Raw genomic sequence first — 17,129 nt, 5'->3', positions numbered from 1 at the left:
GGTGGCTCCCCCGTCAGATGTGCGGGACATCCTCGGGGATGTCGTAGAAGGTCGGGTGGCGGTAGACCTTGTCGCCGCTGGGCTCGAAGAACGGGTCGCGCTCGTCCGGGGTGGAGGCGGTGATCGCGTCCGAGCGGACCACCCAGAGACTCACGCCCTCGTTGCGGCGGGTGTACAGGTCGCGGGCGGCGAGCAGGGCCATCCGGTCGTCGGAGGCGTGCAGCGAGCCGACGTGGACGTGGTTCAGCCCGCGCCGGGGGCGCACGAAGACCTCGTACAGCGGCCAGCCGGTCTTGGACTCGGCCGGGGTGGCGCTCTGGGGCTCGGTCACTTTCCGTTCTCCTGTTCGGTGACGGCGGCGGGGGCCGGGGCGGCGGCGACGGCGGCGGGGGCCGCGGCCGCGGCGGGCTGCCGGCCGGACTGCTCCGCGGCGCGCTTGGCCGCGTAGGCGACGGCCGCCTCGCGCACCCAGGCGCCGTCCTCGTGGGCGGCGCGGCGGCGTTCGACCCGCTGGGCGTTGCAGGGGCCCTGCCCCTGGATGACCCGGGTCAGCTCCGACCAATCCGGCTCGCCGAAGTCCCAGCCCTCGCGCTCCTCGTTCCAGCGCAGCTCCGGGTCCGGGAGGGTGACGCCCAGGTGCTCGGCCTGCGGGACGGTCATGTCGACGAAGCGCTGACGCAGGTCGTCGTTGCTGTGCCGCTTGATCCGCCAGGCCATCGAGCGGGCGGTGTTCGGCGAGTCGGCGTCGGAGGGGCCGAACATCATCAGCGACGGCCACCACCAGCGGTCCACCGCGTCCTGGACCATCCGGCGCTGGGCCTCGGTGCCACGCATCAGCGTCATCAGCAGCTCGTAGCCCTGGCGCTGGTGGAAGGACTCCTCCTTGCAGATCCGCACCATCGCGCGGGCGTACGGACCGTAGCTGCAACGGCAGAGCGGGACCTGGTTGCAGATCGCCGCGCCGTCCACCAGCCAGCCGATCACGCCGACGTCGGCGAACGTGAGGGTCGGGTAGTTGAAGATCGAGGAGTACTTCTGGCGGCCGGAGATCAGCTTCTCGGTGAGTTCGGCGCGGTCGACGCCGAGGGTCTCGGCGGCGGCGTAGAGGTAGAGGCCGTGGCCGGCCTCGTCCTGGGCCTTGGCGAGCAGGATGGCCTTGCGGCGCAGGGAAGGGGCCCGGGTCAGCCAGTTTCCCTCGGGCTGCATGCCGATGATCTCGGAGTGGGCGTGCTGGGCGATCTGGCGGATCAGGGTGGCCCGGTAGGCGTCGGGCATCCAGTCCCTGGGCTCGATCCGCTGCTCGGCGGCGACGACCGCCTCGAACCGGTCCTCCGGCGTCTGCGCAGGGACCGTCTCGGCCACCTCTGCTGTCACCACGGTCCCCTCTCGTGTACCGCTCTGTCGGTCCTGCCCTGCCCTGTCGGGCCGCTGGGGGTCGCCGTCGGGTCACTGCCCGGGCGTCGACCAACCGACTGACCGTTCGGTCGGTACCATTCTGTGGGGCGGGGCGGAGGGATGGCAAGGCGCGGAACAGATAACAGCTGACAGATTTCAGAATCTGTCAGCTGTTATCTGTTAGCTGTTAGCTGTCGGGCGTTAGCTGTTATCTGTCGGCTGTCACTCGTCGGCTGTGGCTTGCCGGCTGCCGACTGCTACCCGTCGGCCGCAGCCCGTGCGCGGTCCGCTCACCCCTCCGCGCGGTCGCGCAGTCGCGGCAGCGGTACGGCGAGCAGCGTCGCCAGCAGGGCGACCCGGGGGGCGATCTGGTCAAGTCGGATGTGCTCGTGCCGCGCGTGGGCCCCGGCACCCACCGCACCGAAGCCGTCCAGGGTCGGGAGTCCGCGCGAGCCCGGCAGATTGGTGTCCCCCGCCCCGCCCGCCGGGGCGCCGTCCAGCTGCTGCCCGAGCACCGCGGCGAGCGAGCGCACATGCCGCAGCAGCGGGTTGCCGGTCCGCTCCGGCCAGGCCGGACGACTGGACAGCACCTCCGTACGGACCCGGGCACCCGGGCGCAGCGCGGTGAGCCGGGCCAGGTTGTCCAGCGTACGGCGCTGCGCCTCGGCGGTGGCGAACCGCAGGCCGAGCTCCGCCTCGGCCCGACCGGCGACCACGTTGGCGCGCGAACCACCGCTGATCCGACCGGCGTTGAGCTCGGTACCGGGCTGGCCCGCGAGGTCGCGCACCCGCACGAGCTGGTCCACCAGTTCGTCGACCGCGGACACCCCGTCGTGGGCGTCGTTGCCCGCGTGCGCCTCGCGGCCGGTCACGGTGAGCAGCACGCGGGTGCTGCCGCGCCGTGCGGTCTTCAACCGGCCGTCGGGGTGCGGTGGTTCGAGACCCAGCACCGCCGCCGCACCTCGTAGATGGCGCTCGACCAGGTTCCGCCCGTCCGGGCTGCCCACCTCCTCGTCGGAGACCACGACCAGGCGCACGGTCCGGTGCGGACGCTCACCCAGATCGGCGAGCAGCCCCAACGCGCCCTCCAGGATGGCGAGTCCGCCCTTCATGTCGACCACGCCGGGGCCGGTGAGCCGTCCGTCCTGTTCGGTCACCGGCCAGTCCGTGAGGGTGCCGACCGGCCAGACGGTGTCGTGGTGTCCGACGATCAGGATGTGCGGCAGGGACTCGTCCCGGCCCTCCCACTCCAGCACCAGGTGGTCACCGGCCGGTCCGGGCTCCCGTCGGGCGGTGGCACCGGTGGCGCGGAAGCCGGCGGCCAACTCCTCGGCCAGGGCGTCGAGTCTGGGGGCGTCCCCACTCGGCGACTCGATCCTCGCCAGGTCGACGCAGCGCCGCCGGACGGCTCCGGCGAGGGTAAGGGCGCGGGCGCTGAGCGCCTGCGGCACACCGGGCAGTGCCGTCGTGGCGGCGGCCGCGGTGGTGACGGTCGGTGGTGCGGCGCTCTTCACGACAGCCGCCGTCGTCACGGCGGCCTTCGTCACCGCGGCCTTCGTCACCGCACTCGTCGCGGGGACGGTCTTGGCGACCGTCTTGGCGAGGGCGGACTTCGTGAGGGCGGGCTGCGCGGCCGCGCTCTTGGCGACGACAGCCTTGGCCACCGTGGCCTTTGCGGCACCGGGCGCTGACGAATCGACCGCCGGCGCACCGGCCTGAGTCGCACCGGCCGGAGCCGCCGCGGCAGTTGCGGTGGCAGTGGCAGACGTGGTGGCCGGGGCTGCTGCGGCGAGGGCTTCACCGTCGGTGGCGGACGGAACAGTGATCGGCGCCGGGTCGGACTGTGCGACGGCGCCCGGCACGGCGGGCGACCCGACGATCTGGGGACTCAACGCTCGCCTCCGCGGCCGCCGCCGGTATTCAGCGGCCGCACCGGCCGACCGACCCCGTCCGGGCACCAGGCCTGACCGGGCCGCATCGGTCGGCCGGGATGACAGGCGGCCCGCCGAATCGGCCCGAGTGGCCCAAGTACGGTGGGACGGCTGGGCGGAGTGCTTGGCATTGGTGTTCTCCTCGCTCGATCCGGTGGCCCCGGTCCGCCCGGAGCCCCGTGGACGGTGGCCTCCGGACGGTGGGCGCAGTGGCCGCACCGCCGCAGGGAAGCCGAGATGTGAGCCTAGAAGAACCGTTCGGTTTCCTGCGAGGTGGCCCTGCTCCCAGCGTGCCGATGCCGAGCCCCGCTTCGGACACCGCCCGTCCACGATCGGCACGGGCGCTCAGCGCGCGGGCCTGGATCGGCGCGCGGGCGCGGTCGCCGGATCGCGCCCATCTCCACCATGGACCCGCCGCCCGAGTTCGGCAGCGCAAACGGCCAAGGCACGGCATTTCCACGCCGGATGGGTGACCGCGGCTCAGCATGCGATACGAGCCGGGGGCACGCGGCGGCTCAGGGAAGCCCGCTTCGGCGCCCACCCTGACTCCGAAGGAACGTCCGGGGAACAGCCGTGTGAACAACGGACGGTGCTGTGCTCCGCCGAACCCCGGTGTGCCCTGCCGAGCCCCGCCATGCCTCGGCTACCGTCCCGGGCGCACCCGGTCTCAGCCTCCGTCCACGACCGTCCGCTCTCAGCCGCCGTCGCCCACCAGCCCGGCATCGCGGGCGAGCAGCGCCGCCTGGACCCTGTTGCCGACCCCGAGCCCGGTCAGGATCCGGCTGACGTGCGCCTTGACGGTGCTCTCGCGCATCCCGAGCACGCCCGCGATCTCGGCGTTGGAGAGCCCGTCGGCGAGTTCGCGCAGTACGTCGGTCTCCCGCGGGGTGAGCCCGGCGACCCGGTTGCGGGCGGCCACCGACCGGGGTGCCCCGACCCGGTGGTAGCGGTCGATCAGCCGTCGCGCGGCTGCCGGATGCAGCATCCCCTGGCCGCCCGCGACAACGTGGACGGCCCGGGCGATCTCCGCGGGCGGGGTGTCCTTCAGCAGGAAGCCGTCCGCCCCCGCCGCGAGCGCCTGGTACACGTACTCGTCCAGGTCGAAGGTGGTGAGGGCGATGACCCGGGGGCCGTCGGTGAGTTCGCGCAGCCGCCGGGTGGCGGCGATCCCGTCGAGCCGGGGCATCCGGATGTCCATCAGCGCGACGTCGATCCTCCGGCTGCCGGCGAGTTCGACGGCCTGCAGCCCGTCTGCGGCCTCGGCGACCACGGTGAGCTCGGGGTCCTGGGCCAGCAGGTCGACCAGGCCGAGGCGGACCAGCGCGTCGTCGTCGACGACCATCGTCCGGATCACGAGGCGTCCTTCGGCCGCTGATCCGGTTGCCTCGACGGCTTCGACTCCTGCTTCATCTGCTTCGACTGCTTCGGCATCCGCACCCCTTGCGCTCCCTGCTCCCCTTCCTGCGACTGCTGCGCCCCGGACTGTGCGGCCGGGCCGCCGCCCTGGGCCGAAGCCGGATCCGGCGCCGCCTGCGGCGGGCGGTCCGGCGCGGGTAACCGGGCGCTGAGCCGGAAGCCGCCGCCGTCCGGGCCCGCGTCGAGGTGGCCGCCGAGGGCGCCGACCCGCTCGGCCAGCCCCACCAGCCCGTACCCGCCACCGCTGCCCGGCCCGTCCGGCGGGGCCTCGCCCGGGCCGTTGCGGATGTCGACCGTCGTCGCCGGCTCCCCGTAGCCGACCCGGACGGTCACGGGCGCGGCGTGGGCGTGCTTGCGGGCGTTGGTGAGCGCCTCCTGGACCACTCGGTGCACGGCCAGCCGATGGGTGGTGGGGACGGTCTCCGGGTCCCCGGAGAGGGCGAGTTCGACCTGCTGCCCGGCCTGGGTCGCCTCGCCGACGAGCTCGGTGAGGTCGCGCAGGGCGGGGGCCGGGACGCGCGCGGCACCCGCGGCGTCTGTGGCGTCTGTGGCGTCTGTGGCGTCTGCGGGCACGAACGGCTCGGATCCCTCGGCGGGCCGGACCGGCGAATCGGCCCGCAGCGCGCCGAGGACGTCGCGCAGGTCGTCGAGCGAGCGGGCGGCGGTGGTGCGCAGCAGTTCCAGGCGGTGGGTGAGCCGGTCCGGGTCGGCGGCGACGGTACCGGCCCTGGCCTGGTCGCGCAGCACCCCGGCGTGCAGGACCAGGAGGCTGAGGCGGTGGGCCAGCACGTCGTGCATCTCCCGGGCGATCCGGGCACGTTCGGCGGCCCGGACCTGTTCGGCACGCAGCTCGCGCTCGCGGCGCAACGCGTCGACTTGCTCGTGCAGGGTACGGATCAGCACCCGTCTGCCGTGCAACCAGAGCCCGACCGCCAACGTAGCCGCCTGGAGCAGGAGTTGGGATCCGGTGGTACCGGCCCAGCCGACCAGCGAGTGCGCGCGCGTCGCGCTGACCACCGCGATGACCGTGCCGCAGACCATCGCCGGGCCGGTCCGGCCGAGGTGGGCGAGGTGGAAGACGCTGAGCAGACCGGGGTAGGCCCGGTTGAACAGCCCACCGGTGAGCACCGGCAGCACGGCCGAGGCCACCGGGTGGCGGCGGATGAAGAGCAGCGAGAGGGAGGCGAGCGCGACCACGGCCGCGCGCGGCAGGCGCAGCGGACCGTCGGAGTGCATCCACTGGTACAGGGCCTCCTCGGCGGTGAGGGCGAGCACGCCGAGGAGCAGTAACGTCTCGGTCCAGGGTCGGCGGTCGGGCCCGTACCAGCCGAGCAGACTCCTGCGCATGGCGCTCCTCCCCTTCCTTGTCGTCGATGCTAGGGGTGGCGGGGCACGGAACACCCCTGTCTTCCGGGTAACCGCACCCTCGACTTTCGTCGGGGGTCGGCATCGCTGACCGGCCGATTCGCGGTGGCTCCGCCCTGCCTAGCGTCGATGGCATGACGAACGAACGGCTCCACCAGCGCCCCGACTCCCCTACCCCCCAGCACAGTTCACCCGATGGGGACCGCCTGCTGTTCCTGGCCGAGGCCCTGCGCACCTTCCATGACACCGGTGCGCTGGCCCCGAGCGGCCCGCAGTTGGTGAACGCGCTGGTGGTGCCGGTCACCAGCCGCCCGAACCGTCCGATCTCGGTGCTGGAGGTCGGCGCCGGCACGGGCGTGGTGACTCGCCGACTGGCCCAAGTCCTGCGCCCGGGCGACCGGTTGCACGTCGTCGAGGCGAACCGGCGGTTCGCCGACCGGCTGCGGGAGGACCCGGTGCTGGCCGCGCGCCCCCCGGGGGTCGGGCTGCGGCTGTCGGCCTGCCGGGTCGAGGAGTTGCCGGAGTGCCGCCCGCCGACGCCGGCGGGCGGCCGGCCAGAGGAAGGCCGGTCGGAGGGAGGCGCGGACGGCGGCACGGACGGCGGCGCGGGGCGGTACGACGTGATCGTGTCCGGGCTGCCGTTCACCAACTTCGAGCCCGAGCAGGTCCACACCATCCTCGACCACTACCTGCGGCTGCTGTCGCCCGGCGGCGAGCTGACGTACTTCGGGTACCTGGGCACGACGACGGCGCGCACCCTCACCGCCGGCCCCCGTCGGGGCGCCCGCCACCGCGCGGTGGCACGACTGCTGCGGCAGTTCGAGGCCGCTTACGGCCTGGGCGAACGCACGGTCTGGCGCAACCTGCCGCCCGCCCGCGCCTACCTGCTGCGGGCGCCGGGTGGGCGCGAGACCTGGGAGCCGACGGGGAGCGCCGTCCGAACAAATGACAATCGACAGATTTCAACATTCAGATAACAGACGACAGCGAACAGATTTTGAAATCTGTTCGCTGTCGTGCCATGGTGGCATCCGGAGCACTCTCCCGCCCCGGCCGCGCGACCCCAAGGACGGTCCATCCCGTGACCACGGACACCGCACTCACCGCCGAGCAGATCCTGATCGCATCGGAGGACGTCCTCCGACGGTTCGGCCCGGCCAAGGCCTCCGTCGTGGACGTCGCCCGCGTGCTCGGCGTCAGCCACAGCAGCGTCTACCGCCACTTCCCGAGCAAGGCTGCGCTGCGCGAGGCGGTCACCCAGCGCTGGCTCGACCAGACACACCACGCGCTGGCGGTCGTCTCCAACGACGGCAACTTCGCCTCCGAGCGACTGCACAACTGGCTGACGACGCTGTTCGCGGCCATGCGCAAGAAGGCGCTGGAGGACCCGGAGCTGTTCGCCACCTACCTGGCACTGGCCGAAGAGAACAGCGGTCTGGTGACGGCGCACGACAACACGATGGTCGGCCAGATCGCACAGATCGTCACGGACGGCGTGGAGCGCAAGGAATTCAAACTCGCCCACTTCCAGAACACCGCCCGCGCCGTCCTCGACGCCACCCGGCCCTTCCACGACCCGGCGTACGCCTCCACCTGGTCCGCCCCCGAGGCCGACGACCGGTTCGACGCCGTCTGGAAGCTCGTCCTCGGTGGCCTGAAGGCGAAGTGACGCAGACGAAGTGCCGCGGACGAGGTGCCGCGGACGAGGTGCCGCCGGCGAAGTGACAGGGCCGGGGGGCAGTGCAGCCCATGCGAACGGGCGAGCACGTACCGGTGCGGTCAGCGCCGGGCCAGGAAGCGGAGCACCCGGTAGGCGAACAGCAGGACCACCGCGCCGCCGATCGCCGACACCCAGGTCGTCATGTCGAGGAGGCGCGGCCGCACCGCCCCGTGCATCCAGTTCGAGACGATCCAAGTGCCGACGTAGGACCCGGTGATGCCGATCAGGGTGCTCCCGATCAGACCGCGCTCGCCCCGTCCGCCCATCGTCATCCTGGCCAGGGTCCCCGACACCAGGCCGAGCACGATCCACTCCATCCAGCTCATCCGCCGCCCCTTGCGTCATCGGTGTGACGACCCCGTCGCCACCAAGGGTCCGTTCGGAAGGACGTACGAGACCTTCGGACCGTTTCCGCCGGGCGCGAGGACCGGTCCGAACCGGCCATCCGAGTGCCGCCGCCGCAGGCGTCGGACGCCCGCACGGCAGCTGTCCGCACGGCGTCTCCCCGGCGTTCGGGATGCGGACAACGCGGCTTTCAGCTGCGCGAGTTGCCGAACAGCAGCCGGTAGGCGATCAGCAGCACCAGGGCACCGCCGATCGCGGACACCCAGGTCGCCCCGTCGAAGAAGTGCGCGGTGATCGAGCGGTGCAGGAAGTGCGACGCGATCCAGCCGCCGACGAAGGAACCGGCGATGCCGATCAGAGTGGTCACGATCAGGCCGCCCGGGTCCTTCCCCGGCAGCAGCAGCTTGGCCAGCCCGCCCGCCACCATGCCCAGCACGATCCACGCGACGATGCCCATGTCCGTCATCCCCTCCCGTCCGAGGCGCGACGGGCCCCGTCCCGTCCGCTCTGCCCGCAAGGACGCCAATCGCGCTCCGCCCGGTTCCACAACCCGCGGAACCGCGTTCGAATCCGGCTGCCACGGTCGAGGGCATCCCGTGCGGGGCGTCCTTCCCGGGAGCCGTCCGCGTCGAAATACTGCGGCCATGCGCATCCTGATCGCCACCGCCGGATCCCGGGGCGACGTGGCACCCTTCACCGGGCTCGGCGTCCGTCTGCGGGCGGCCGGTCATCAGGTGGCCGTCGCCACCCACGACACCTTCGCCGAGTCGGTCCGGGCCGCCGGACTGGAGTTCCGCCCACTGCCGGTCGACCCGCGTGCCGCACTCGCCTCTGCCGAGGGCCAGCGCCTGCTGCGGGCGGGCCATGGACCGTGGGTCGTCCTGCAACTCCTACGCCTCGGACGGACGTTCATGCCCGCGCTCGGCGACGGCATCGCCGATGCCACCGCGCTCGGCACCGACCTGCTGCTGACCACCAGCACCACGAGCGCGCTCGGGCAGGTCGTCGCCGAGGCGGCCGGCATCCCCAGCATCAGCCTGTTCCTCCAACCCCTGGCGCCCACCCGGGAGTTCGCACCCGCCATCAGCGGCTTCCGATCATTCGGGCGGCCCGCCAATCTGCTGGCGGGGCACGCCACCGAGGCCGCGACCGACCAGCTGTTCGCACCGGCCGTCCGCGCACTGCGCCGCCGGCTCGGCCTGCCTCCGCTCGGCATCGGCCGGGCCCGCCGCAACCACCCCGTCCTGCACGGCTTCTCGCCACGGGTGGTGCCGCGCCCCGCCGACTGGCACCCCCGACTGGACGTGGCGGGCTACTGGTGGCCTGCCGAACGGCCGGGCTGGCAACCCCCGGCCCGACTGCTCGACTTCCTCGCCGCCGGACCGGCGCCGGTCTTCGTCGGCTTCGGCAGCCTGGTCGTCCCCGACCCGGCGCGACTCGCCACGACCGTCCTCGCCGCCGCCCGCACCGCCGGGGTGCGTCTGCTCCTCCAGGCGGGCTGGAGCGAACTGGCCGCCGAGGACTCGGACACCGTCCTGATCATCGGCGACACCCCGCACGAGTGGCTCTTCCCCCGTACCGCCATCGTCGTCCACCACGCGGGCGCCGGCACCACGGCCGCCGCCCTCCGATCCGGGACTCCCACCGTCCCGGTTCCGGCCCAGCTCGACGCGCCATTCTGGGCCGACCGGCTGACCATGCTCGGCGTCTCCCCCGGCCCCGTCCCGCTGCGCGGCCTCACCGCGACCCGCCTCGCCGCCGCCCTCCGCCTGGCCCTCGACGACCCCGGCTACCGCGCCCGCGCCCGGGCCGTCGCCGCCGCCCTGGCCACCGAGGACGGCGCCGCCAAGGTCCTCACCGCCGTCGAACGGGTGTCACCCAGCGGCTGACGGGCGACAGGCGACAGCAAACGGCGAACAGCGAACGGCGAACAGATCACAGATAACAGATGACAACTTTCGAAATCTGTCAGCCGTCATCTGTTCGCCGTCACTCGTCAGCCCTCCCCCTCCTCCCCCGCACCTCTCCCGAACACCCCGCTCAACCCCAGGTACACCACCGCCGCGGAGGCCAGCCCGACGGCCCACCCGTAGTCGGCGAGCGGCTTGAGGAGCGGGATCAGGCCGTCCGCCGGGAAGGGGCCCTGCTTCGCCCCGTTCGCGTCCACGCCGGAGTACGAGCCGCCGACGGCCAGCACTCCGCCCACCACCAGCGCCACGACGGCCCGCCAGTTCCACCCGGCCGCGTACCAGTACGTCCCGCCCGGCCGGTACAGCTCGGCGAGCCGCAGGCGGGTGCGCCGCAGCACCCAGTAGTCCGAGATCAGCACCCCGCCCACCGTGCCGAGCAGCCCGCCGACCAGGCCCAGCCAGGTGAAGATGTACACGTGCGGGTCGGAGATCAGCCGCCACGGGAAGATCGCGATCCCGACCACTCCCGTGATCAGCGCCCCGGTGCGGAAGGTGACCAGGCGGGGCAGCAGGTTGGCGAGGTCGTAGGCCGGCGAGACGACGTTGGCCGCGATGTTGACCGACAGCGTCGCCACCAGCACGGTCAGCAGCGCGAACAGGATGCCGACCGGGTTCTCCATCTTGGCGGCCAGCTGGATCGGGTCCCACACCGGCACCCCGTAGACCGCTTCGGAGCCGGAGGTGACCAGCACGGACAGGAACGCGAAGAGCGTCATCGTCGTCGGCAGGCCGAGTGCCTGCCCGCGGATCTGGGCACGCTGGCTGCCGCCGAAGCGGGTGAAGTCGGGGATGTTCAGCGAGAGGGTGGACCAGAACCCGATCATGCCCATCAGCGCCGGGAAGAAGACCTTCCAGAAGCCGCCGCCCCACCCCAGCTTGGACGGCTGGTCGAGCAACGGCCCGAACCCGCCCGCCTTGACGGTGATCCACACCAGCAGCGCGAGCGCACCGGCGATGACGAACGGCGCCGCCCAGTTCTCGAACCGCCGCAGCGCCTCCATTCCCCGCGCGATGATGGCCATCTCGATCAGCCAGAACAGCAGGAACGAGAGCCACTGCGTCCACGGGTAGCCGCCGAACCCACCGGCCGTGCGCCAGGATTCGCCGAACAGCTTGCCCGCCAGCAGGAAGATGCCCTCGCCGCCGATCCAGGTCTGGATGCCGAACCAGGCACAGGCCACCGCCGCCCGCAGCAGGGCGGGCAGGTTGGCGCCGCGCAGTCCGAAGGAGGCGCGGGCGAAGACCGGGAACGGAATGCCGTACTTGGTGCCGGCGTGCCCGGTGAGCAGCATCGGCACCAGCACGATCAGGTTGGCGAGTGCGATGGTCAGCACCGCCTGCTTCCAGTCCATGCCGAGCGTGACCAGACCCGAGGCCAGGGTCCAGGACGGGATGTTGTGGGCCATGCCGACCCAGAGCGCGAGGAAGTTGTACGTGGTCCAGGTGCGCCGCGTCACGGGGACCGGGCGCAGGTCGTCACTGGTGAAGCCGTTGGTCGGCAACTCTCCGACGGCCGGGTCGAGTTCGACCCGGCCGTCGAGGTGCTGCCACTGTCTGCCGCCGCTGGTCGCGGTGTCGGCCATGGGCAACTCCCGTCCGCCGCGGGAGAGTCCGCGGCTGAGCTCAACTGGGGGTCACGAGCAGGTTCACGGACTGGATCACGAGCAGGTTCACGAGCAGGTTCACGGACTGACTCACCGACTGGCTCACGCCCGGCGCCATGGACCACCCGCGCCACGAATACGACTTCACAGCCGCGGGATGACGTCCGCCCCGTAGGCGTCGATGGTGCTCTCGATGGCGTCGTGCATGGCGTAGACGGCGAACTGGTGAACACCGAGCGAGCGGAGCTCCGCCAGCCGGGCCCGCTGCTTCTCCACCGGGCCGATCAGGCAGAAGCGGTCCACGATCTCGTCCGGAACGAAGGTGGTGTCGGGGTTCCCGGCCCGGCCGTGATGGCTGTAGTCGTAGCCCTGGCGGCCCTTGATGTAGTCGGTGAGCGCCTCCGGCACCAGGTCGGAGTGCTCGCCGTAGTGGCTGACCAGGTCGGCCACATGGTTGCCGACCATGCCACCGAACCAGCGGCACTGCTCCCGGGCGTGGGCGAGCGCCTCGGGCGAGTCGTCGGCGGTGACGTAGGCGGGGGCGGCGACGCAGATGGTGATCGAGTCCGGGTCCCGGCCGGCCTCGACGGCGGCTGCCCGGACCGCCTTGACCATGAACTCGGTGAGGTAGGGATCGGCCAACTGGAGAATGAATCCATCAGCCTGACGGCCAGTCAGATTCAGAGCCTTCGGCCCGTACGCGCCCATCCAGACCGGCAGGGAAGCTCCGGGGCGGACCCACGGCAGCCGCATCTCGGCGCCGTCCACCTCGGCGGTGCGCCCCTCGGCCAACTCCTTGATGGCGTGCATGGCTTGGGAGAGTCGGGCAAGGGTGGCGGGCTGCCGCCCGGCGACCCGCATGGCGGAGTCGCCGCGGCCGATGCCGCACACGGTCCGGTTGCCGTACATGTCGTTGAGCGTGGCGAACGTGGAGGCGGTCACCTCCCAGCTGCGGGTGGCGGGGTTGGTGACCATCGGGCCGACGGTCATCCGCTCGGTCTCGGCGAGGATCCGGCTGTAGATCACGAAGGGCTCCTGCCAGAGCACGCAGGAGTCGAAGGTCCAACCGTGGCTGAACCCGGCCTGTTCGGCACGGACCATCCGGTCGATGAGCAGTCGGGCGGGCGGGTCGGTCTGTAGCACGAGGCCGATGTCCATGAGGGTCTCCAGGCAAGGGGGTCGGGCCGGATCTCGAACGGGAGGGAAGGACTCAGACCAGGTACTGGCAGGTGTCCCGGCGCAGGAAGGTGCCGTGGCCGGCCCGCCCCAGCCACTCGCCGTCGTTCAGCACCACAGTGCCGCGCGACATCACCGTCCGCGCCCGGCCGGTGAGTCGGCGGCCCTCGTAGGCCGAGTAGTCGACGTTCATGTGGTGGGTCGCGGCGGAGACGGTCTGCACCGCCGTGGGGTCGTAGACCACCAGGTCGGCGTCGGCACCGGGGGCGATGGTCCCCTTGCGCGGGTGCAGGCCGAACATCCGGGCCGGGGTGGTGCAGGCGATCTCGACCCAGCGGCGCCGACTGATGTGCCCGTCCACCACGGCCTGGTGGAGCAGGTCCATCCGGTTCTCGACTCCCGGCAGGCCGTTGGGGATCTTCGAGAAGTCGCCCCGGCCCAGTTCCTTCTGGCCGACGAAGCAGAACGGGCAGTGGTCGGTGGAGACCACCTGGAGGTCATTGGTGCGCAACCCCCGCCAGAGCGCCTCCTGGTGCTCGCGTGGCCGAAGCGGCGTGCTGCACACGTACTTGGCGCCCTCGAAGCCGTCGGCGCCTTCCTCCGCGAGGTTGTCGGTGGAGAGGAAGAGGTACTGCGGGCAGGTCTCGCCGAAGACGTTGAGGCCCTCGTCCCGGGCCTGGGTGAGTTCCGCGAGCGCGGCGGCGGCGGACACGTGCACCACGTAGAGCGGGCTGCCGGCCACCTGGGCGAGCTTGATCGCCCGGTGGGTGGCCTCGGCCTCCAGCAGTTCGCGACGGACCTCGCCGTGGTACCGGGGGGCGGTCCTCCCGGCGGCCAGCGCCTGTTCGACCAGGACGTCGATGGCGATGCCGTTCTCCGCGTGCATCATGATCAGCCCGCCGTTGACGGCACCGCGCTGCATGGCGCGCAGGATGCGGCCGTCGTCGCTGTAGAAGACGCCGGGGTAGGCCATGAACAGCTTGAAGGAGGTGGACTCGCCGGAGTCCACGAGGGCGTCCATCTCCTTCAGCACGGCGTCGTTGACGTCGGAAACGATGGTGTGGAAGGCGTAGTCGACGGCGCAGTTGCCCTCCGCCTTGGCGTGCCAGCTGTCCAGGCCCTCGCGCAGCGAACCGCCGACCGGCTGGACCGCGAAGTCCACGATGGTGGTGGTGCCGCCCCAGGCGGCCGCGCGGGTGCCGGTCTCGAAGGTGTCGGAGGCCGCGGTCCCGCCGAACGGCAGCTCCATGTGGGTGTGGGCGTCGACGCCGCCCGGGATGACGTAGTGGCCGGTGGCGTCGATGACGGTGTCGGCGCTCCAGGCCTCGGCTGCGGAGCTGCCGGTGGCGGCGAGGGCGGCGATGCGCTCGCCCTCGATCAGGACGTCGGCGTGGAGTTCCTCGGTGGCCGTGATGACGAGGCCGCCGCGCACGACCGTGCGCCGGTGCGGACCATGGGCGGCCCCCACCTCGTTGGTGGTCATCTCGCTGCTCCTCACGCCTCGGCGAGCGGTCCGTAGGCGTCGGGCCGGCGGTCGCGGTAGAACGCCCACTGCTGGCGGACCTGTTCGATCAGGCCGAGGTCGAGGTCGCGGACGACGAGTTCCTCCTCCTTGTCGGAGGCGACGTCGCCGACGAACTGGCCGCGCGGGTCGACGAAGTAGGAGGTGCCGTAGAAGTCGTTGTCGCCGTACTCCTCGGTGCCGACGCGGTTGATCGCGGCGACGAAGTACTCGTTGGCGACGGCCGCGGCGGGCTGTTCGAGCTGCCAGAGGTAGCCGGACAGGCCGCGGCTGGTGGCGGAGGGGTTGTAGACGATCTGCGCGCCGGCCAGGCCCAGGGCGCGCCAGCCCTCGGGGAAGTGGCGGTCGTAGCAGATGTACACCCCGACCTTGCCGACGGCGGTGTCGAACACCGGCCAGCCGAGGTTTCCGGGCTTGAAGTAGTACTTCTCCCAGAAGCCCTTGACCTGCGGGATGTGGTGCTTGCGGTACTTGCCGAGGTAGCTGCCGTCCGCGTCGATCACGGCGGCGGTGTTGTAGTAGACGCCGCTCTGCTCCTCCTCGTAGACCGGGATGACCATCACCAGCCCGAGTTCGCGGGCGAGGTCGCGCATCCGGCTCACGGTCGGGCCGTCCGGGACGGCCTCGGCCCAGCGGTAGTGCTCAGCCTCCTGGACCTGGCAGAAGTACGGGGAGTTGAAGACCTCCTGGAAGCCGATGATCTGCGCGCCCTGGGCCGCGGCCTCGCGGGCGTATCGCTCGTGGAGGGCGATCATGCTCTCTTGGTCACCGGTCCAACGGGTCTGGACGAGCGCGGCACGGACGATCTGCGACATGGGTACCTCCGCAACTCCGCGGTCCGGCCGTGCGGTCGGGCCCGCGGTCTGAGGGTTGACGGGGCGGGTCTTACCTGTGGGTCCGCTCGGGGAACCGCAGGGTCTGCGTGCGTGTGTGCGTGTGTGCGTGTGTGCGTGCGGGTGGTCCACACACGTACGGTCTACGTGCGTAGAAAGCGATCAGTAGACGGTAGGCCTGGCCTCGGTGGCCTGACAATACGTTGGTGCGAAAGCGTCTGGGGCGATCTCATCGCGCGGACACGCGGGCGGCCAGGGGTGCGGTCCAGGTGGCGGTCCGAGGTACGGGTCCGAGGTACGGGTCCGAGGTGCGGGTCCGAGGTGCGGGTCCGGGGTGCGATGAAAAGCTGATCTACCCCGGGAGTCCCCTTCTTACTCGTACGGGTGGCAACGGACGGCCTCGGGACGCGAGCGGCTCGGCTTGACTTCGTCAGGTTCGCTCCGGAAGGATCCGGCGCATGGAATCCGGCGCCACTCTGGTCTGCCGCCTGCACGTCGATCTGCGACGCCAGGCGAGTTCCATCTGTGCCTGTTGACCTTGACTTCCCCCGCCGGTCCCGCTCTGTGACGTCTGCCAGGGCCCGCGCCGCGCACCCGCATCCGCAGTTCTGAACCCCGCCCCGCCCCGGCGCACCCGTGCGTGCCGGACCGCCCCGTCGGCCCGCGCCCGTCCATCGCCGTCGGACGCCGGGCGCACTCCCCGACGTTCCCGCCGCACCCGAGGACGCCCTCATGACCCTGAGCCCAAGCCCGAGCCCGAGCCCGAGCATCAGCCCCGCCGACCGGTCGGCCACCGGCACCGGCGCCGACCCCGGCCCCGACAAGACGCCGTCCGCCACGGACACCCGCGCACCGCTCACCCCCGGCACCCTGCGGACCATTGTCCGGGAGCTGGCCGAGCGGCCCGAGGAGTGGATCCACCACGTCCGCCTCTCCACCGACGAGCGCTGGTACCGGCGCCTGGCCGCCGACGAGGACCACGAGGTGTGGCTGATCAGCTGGCTGCCCGGCCAGTCCACCGGCTTCCACGATCACGGCGGCTCGCGCGGCGCCTTCACCGTCGCCCTCGGCGAGTTGGAGGAGCTGTCCCTCGGCGGCCCGGAGCAGGGCCTGCTGATCCGCCGGATCCCGGCCGGCACCGCCCGCGCCTTCGGCCCCGAGTACGTGCACGACGTGCGCAACACCGCCGTCGGCCCCGCCGTCACGCTGCACGCCTACTCGCCGCCGCTGAGTTCGATGGCGCACTACGACCTGCGGGCCGGCGGGCTCGTCCGTACCTCCGAGGAAGGACCTGAACAGTGGTGACCACGATCGACGACCTGGTGGAGCGGGCCCGGGAGGGCGTCCACCGCCCGCGCGCCCACGAGGCGTACCGGGCCCAGCTGGACGGCGCGCTGCTGGTGGACATCCGCCCGGCGGCGCAGCGGGCGGCCGAGGGGGAGATCCCCGGCTCACTGATCATCGAGCGCAACGTGCTGGAGTGGCGGCTCGATCCGACGGGCAGTCACCGGATTCCCGAGGCCTCGGGCTACGACATCGAGGTGATCGTGGTCTGCTCCGAGGGCTACGCCTCCAGCCTGGCCGCCGCCTCACTGCGCGAGCTGGGGCTGCACCGGGCGACCGACCTGGACGGCGGTTTCGTCGGCTGGGCGGCCGACGGGCTGCCGATCCGTCAGGGCGGCTGAGCCGCCCGGGGCGGCCGAGCTCCACCTGACGAAGTCGGCCTCGGTCGTGCGCGCCGGGCGGCAAATCAAAGACAGAAGATGATGAAGGTCATAGTCTGATCAGAGTTTCCGCCGGTCCGACACTGGGCAGCCACGCGGGCGGAAGAACGCCCGGACGGTGAAGCCCG

The 17,129-nt window shown here is 72.0% G+C and carries 17 protein-coding genes; 6 read left to right on the top strand and 11 right to left on the bottom strand.

The window, feature by feature from the left end:
• Positions 1-13: 13 nt before the first annotated feature.
• From paaB to QWJ13_RS15090, 5 genes are all read right to left on the bottom strand, one after another.
• Positions 14-331, bottom strand: a complete 318-nt coding sequence (gene paaB / locus QWJ13_RS15110) for a 1,2-phenylacetyl-CoA epoxidase subunit PaaB (RefSeq protein ID WP_316524756.1) — start codon at positions 329-331, stop codon at positions 14-16.
• Positions 328-1,377, bottom strand: coding sequence for a 1,2-phenylacetyl-CoA epoxidase subunit PaaA (paaA, locus tag QWJ13_RS15105; RefSeq protein WP_432277510.1), 1,050 nt, complete (start codon positions 1,375-1,377; stop codon positions 328-330). Before paaA ends, paaB begins: the two co-directional genes overlap by 4 nt.
• A gap of 308 nt (positions 1,378-1,685) precedes the next feature.
• Complete coding sequence (locus QWJ13_RS15100) at positions 1,686-3,059, bottom strand: M20 family metallopeptidase (protein WP_316524751.1); 1,374 nt, start codon at positions 3,057-3,059, stop codon at positions 1,686-1,688.
• A gap of 961 nt (positions 3,060-4,020) precedes the next feature.
• Positions 4,021-4,680, bottom strand: coding sequence for a response regulator (locus QWJ13_RS15095; RefSeq protein ID WP_316524748.1), 660 nt, complete (start codon positions 4,678-4,680; stop codon positions 4,021-4,023).
• A complete protein-coding gene (locus QWJ13_RS15090) occupies positions 4,677-6,089 on the bottom strand; it encodes a sensor histidine kinase (protein ID WP_316524747.1) in 1,413 nt (470 codons plus the stop codon). Before QWJ13_RS15090 ends, QWJ13_RS15095 begins: the two co-directional genes overlap by 4 nt.
• Positions 6,090-6,241: 152 nt before the next feature.
• Between QWJ13_RS15090 and QWJ13_RS15085 the strand changes: the two genes are divergently transcribed.
• Both QWJ13_RS15085 and QWJ13_RS15080 read left to right on the top strand, forming a co-directional pair.
• Positions 6,242-7,084, top strand: coding sequence for a class I SAM-dependent methyltransferase (locus QWJ13_RS15085; protein WP_316524745.1), 843 nt, complete (start codon positions 6,242-6,244; stop codon positions 7,082-7,084).
• Positions 7,085-7,188: 104 nt separating this feature from the next.
• Positions 7,189-7,776 (top strand): TetR/AcrR family transcriptional regulator, encoded by a 588-nt coding sequence (locus QWJ13_RS15080; protein WP_316524743.1) that lies wholly within the window; start codon positions 7,189-7,191, stop codon positions 7,774-7,776.
• A 110-nt stretch (positions 7,777-7,886) separates the two neighbouring features.
• Here QWJ13_RS15080 and QWJ13_RS15075 read toward each other — a convergent pair whose 3' ends face one another.
• Positions 7,887-8,153, bottom strand: a complete 267-nt coding sequence (locus QWJ13_RS15075) for a GlsB/YeaQ/YmgE family stress response membrane protein (RefSeq protein WP_316524739.1) — start codon at positions 8,151-8,153, stop codon at positions 7,887-7,889.
• A gap of 209 nt (positions 8,154-8,362) precedes the next feature.
• On the bottom strand, positions 8,363-8,629 hold the full coding sequence (locus QWJ13_RS15070) for a GlsB/YeaQ/YmgE family stress response membrane protein (RefSeq protein WP_316524736.1): 267 nt from the start codon (positions 8,627-8,629) through the stop codon (positions 8,363-8,365).
• Between the two features lie 187 nt (positions 8,630-8,816).
• On the opposite strand from QWJ13_RS15070, the gene QWJ13_RS15065 reads away from it, so the two are divergent.
• Positions 8,817-10,061: a glycosyltransferase gene (locus tag QWJ13_RS15065; RefSeq protein WP_316524735.1), complete on the top strand. Its 1,245-nt coding sequence runs from the start codon at positions 8,817-8,819 to the stop codon at positions 10,059-10,061.
• Between the two features lie 107 nt (positions 10,062-10,168).
• On the opposite strand, the gene QWJ13_RS15060 is transcribed toward QWJ13_RS15065, so the two are convergent.
• The 4 genes from QWJ13_RS15060 to QWJ13_RS15045 all read right to left on the bottom strand — a co-directional run bounded on the left by QWJ13_RS15060 (position 10,169) and on the right by QWJ13_RS15045 (position 15,259).
• A complete protein-coding gene (locus tag QWJ13_RS15060) occupies positions 10,169-11,725 on the bottom strand; it encodes an NCS1 family nucleobase:cation symporter-1 (protein WP_316524733.1) in 1,557 nt (518 codons plus the stop codon).
• A 165-nt stretch (positions 11,726-11,890) separates the two neighbouring features.
• Complete coding sequence (locus QWJ13_RS15055; protein WP_316524731.1) at positions 11,891-12,904, bottom strand: TIGR03842 family LLM class F420-dependent oxidoreductase; 1,014 nt, start codon at positions 12,902-12,904, stop codon at positions 11,891-11,893.
• A 52-nt stretch (positions 12,905-12,956) separates the two neighbouring features.
• The gene (hydA, locus tag QWJ13_RS15050) at positions 12,957-14,405 is read right to left on the bottom strand and encodes a dihydropyrimidinase (RefSeq protein ID WP_316524729.1); all 1,449 of its coding nucleotides are present in this window, start codon (positions 14,403-14,405) and stop codon (positions 12,957-12,959) included.
• A gap of 11 nt (positions 14,406-14,416) precedes the next feature.
• On the bottom strand, positions 14,417-15,259 hold the full coding sequence (locus tag QWJ13_RS15045; protein ID WP_316524727.1) for a nitrilase-related carbon-nitrogen hydrolase: 843 nt from the start codon (positions 15,257-15,259) through the stop codon (positions 14,417-14,419).
• Positions 15,260-15,735: 476 nt separating this feature from the next.
• Between QWJ13_RS15045 and QWJ13_RS34360 the strand changes: the two genes are divergently transcribed.
• The 3 genes from QWJ13_RS34360 to QWJ13_RS15035 all read left to right on the top strand — a co-directional run bounded on the left by QWJ13_RS34360 (position 15,736) and on the right by QWJ13_RS15035 (position 16,962).
• Positions 15,736-15,813, top strand: a complete 78-nt coding sequence (locus QWJ13_RS34360; RefSeq protein ID WP_107054354.1) for a putative leader peptide — start codon at positions 15,736-15,738, stop codon at positions 15,811-15,813.
• A gap of 196 nt (positions 15,814-16,009) precedes the next feature.
• Entirely contained in the window at positions 16,010-16,582 is a 573-nt protein-coding gene (locus tag QWJ13_RS15040; RefSeq protein ID WP_316524725.1) for a cysteine dioxygenase, read from the top strand.
• A complete protein-coding gene (locus tag QWJ13_RS15035; protein WP_316524723.1) occupies positions 16,576-16,962 on the top strand; it encodes a rhodanese-like domain-containing protein in 387 nt (128 codons plus the stop codon). Before QWJ13_RS15040 ends, QWJ13_RS15035 begins: the two co-directional genes overlap by 7 nt.
• Positions 16,963-17,129: the final 167 nt, after the last annotated feature.

It is taken from the genome of Kitasatospora brasiliensis (genome assembly GCF_032654805.1).
Lineage (GTDB): Bacteria > Actinomycetota > Actinomycetes > Streptomycetales > Streptomycetaceae > Kitasatospora > Kitasatospora brasiliensis.
Note: the sequence above shows the minus strand (reverse complement) of the source record. Positions and strands in the feature narration are given on the sequence as shown.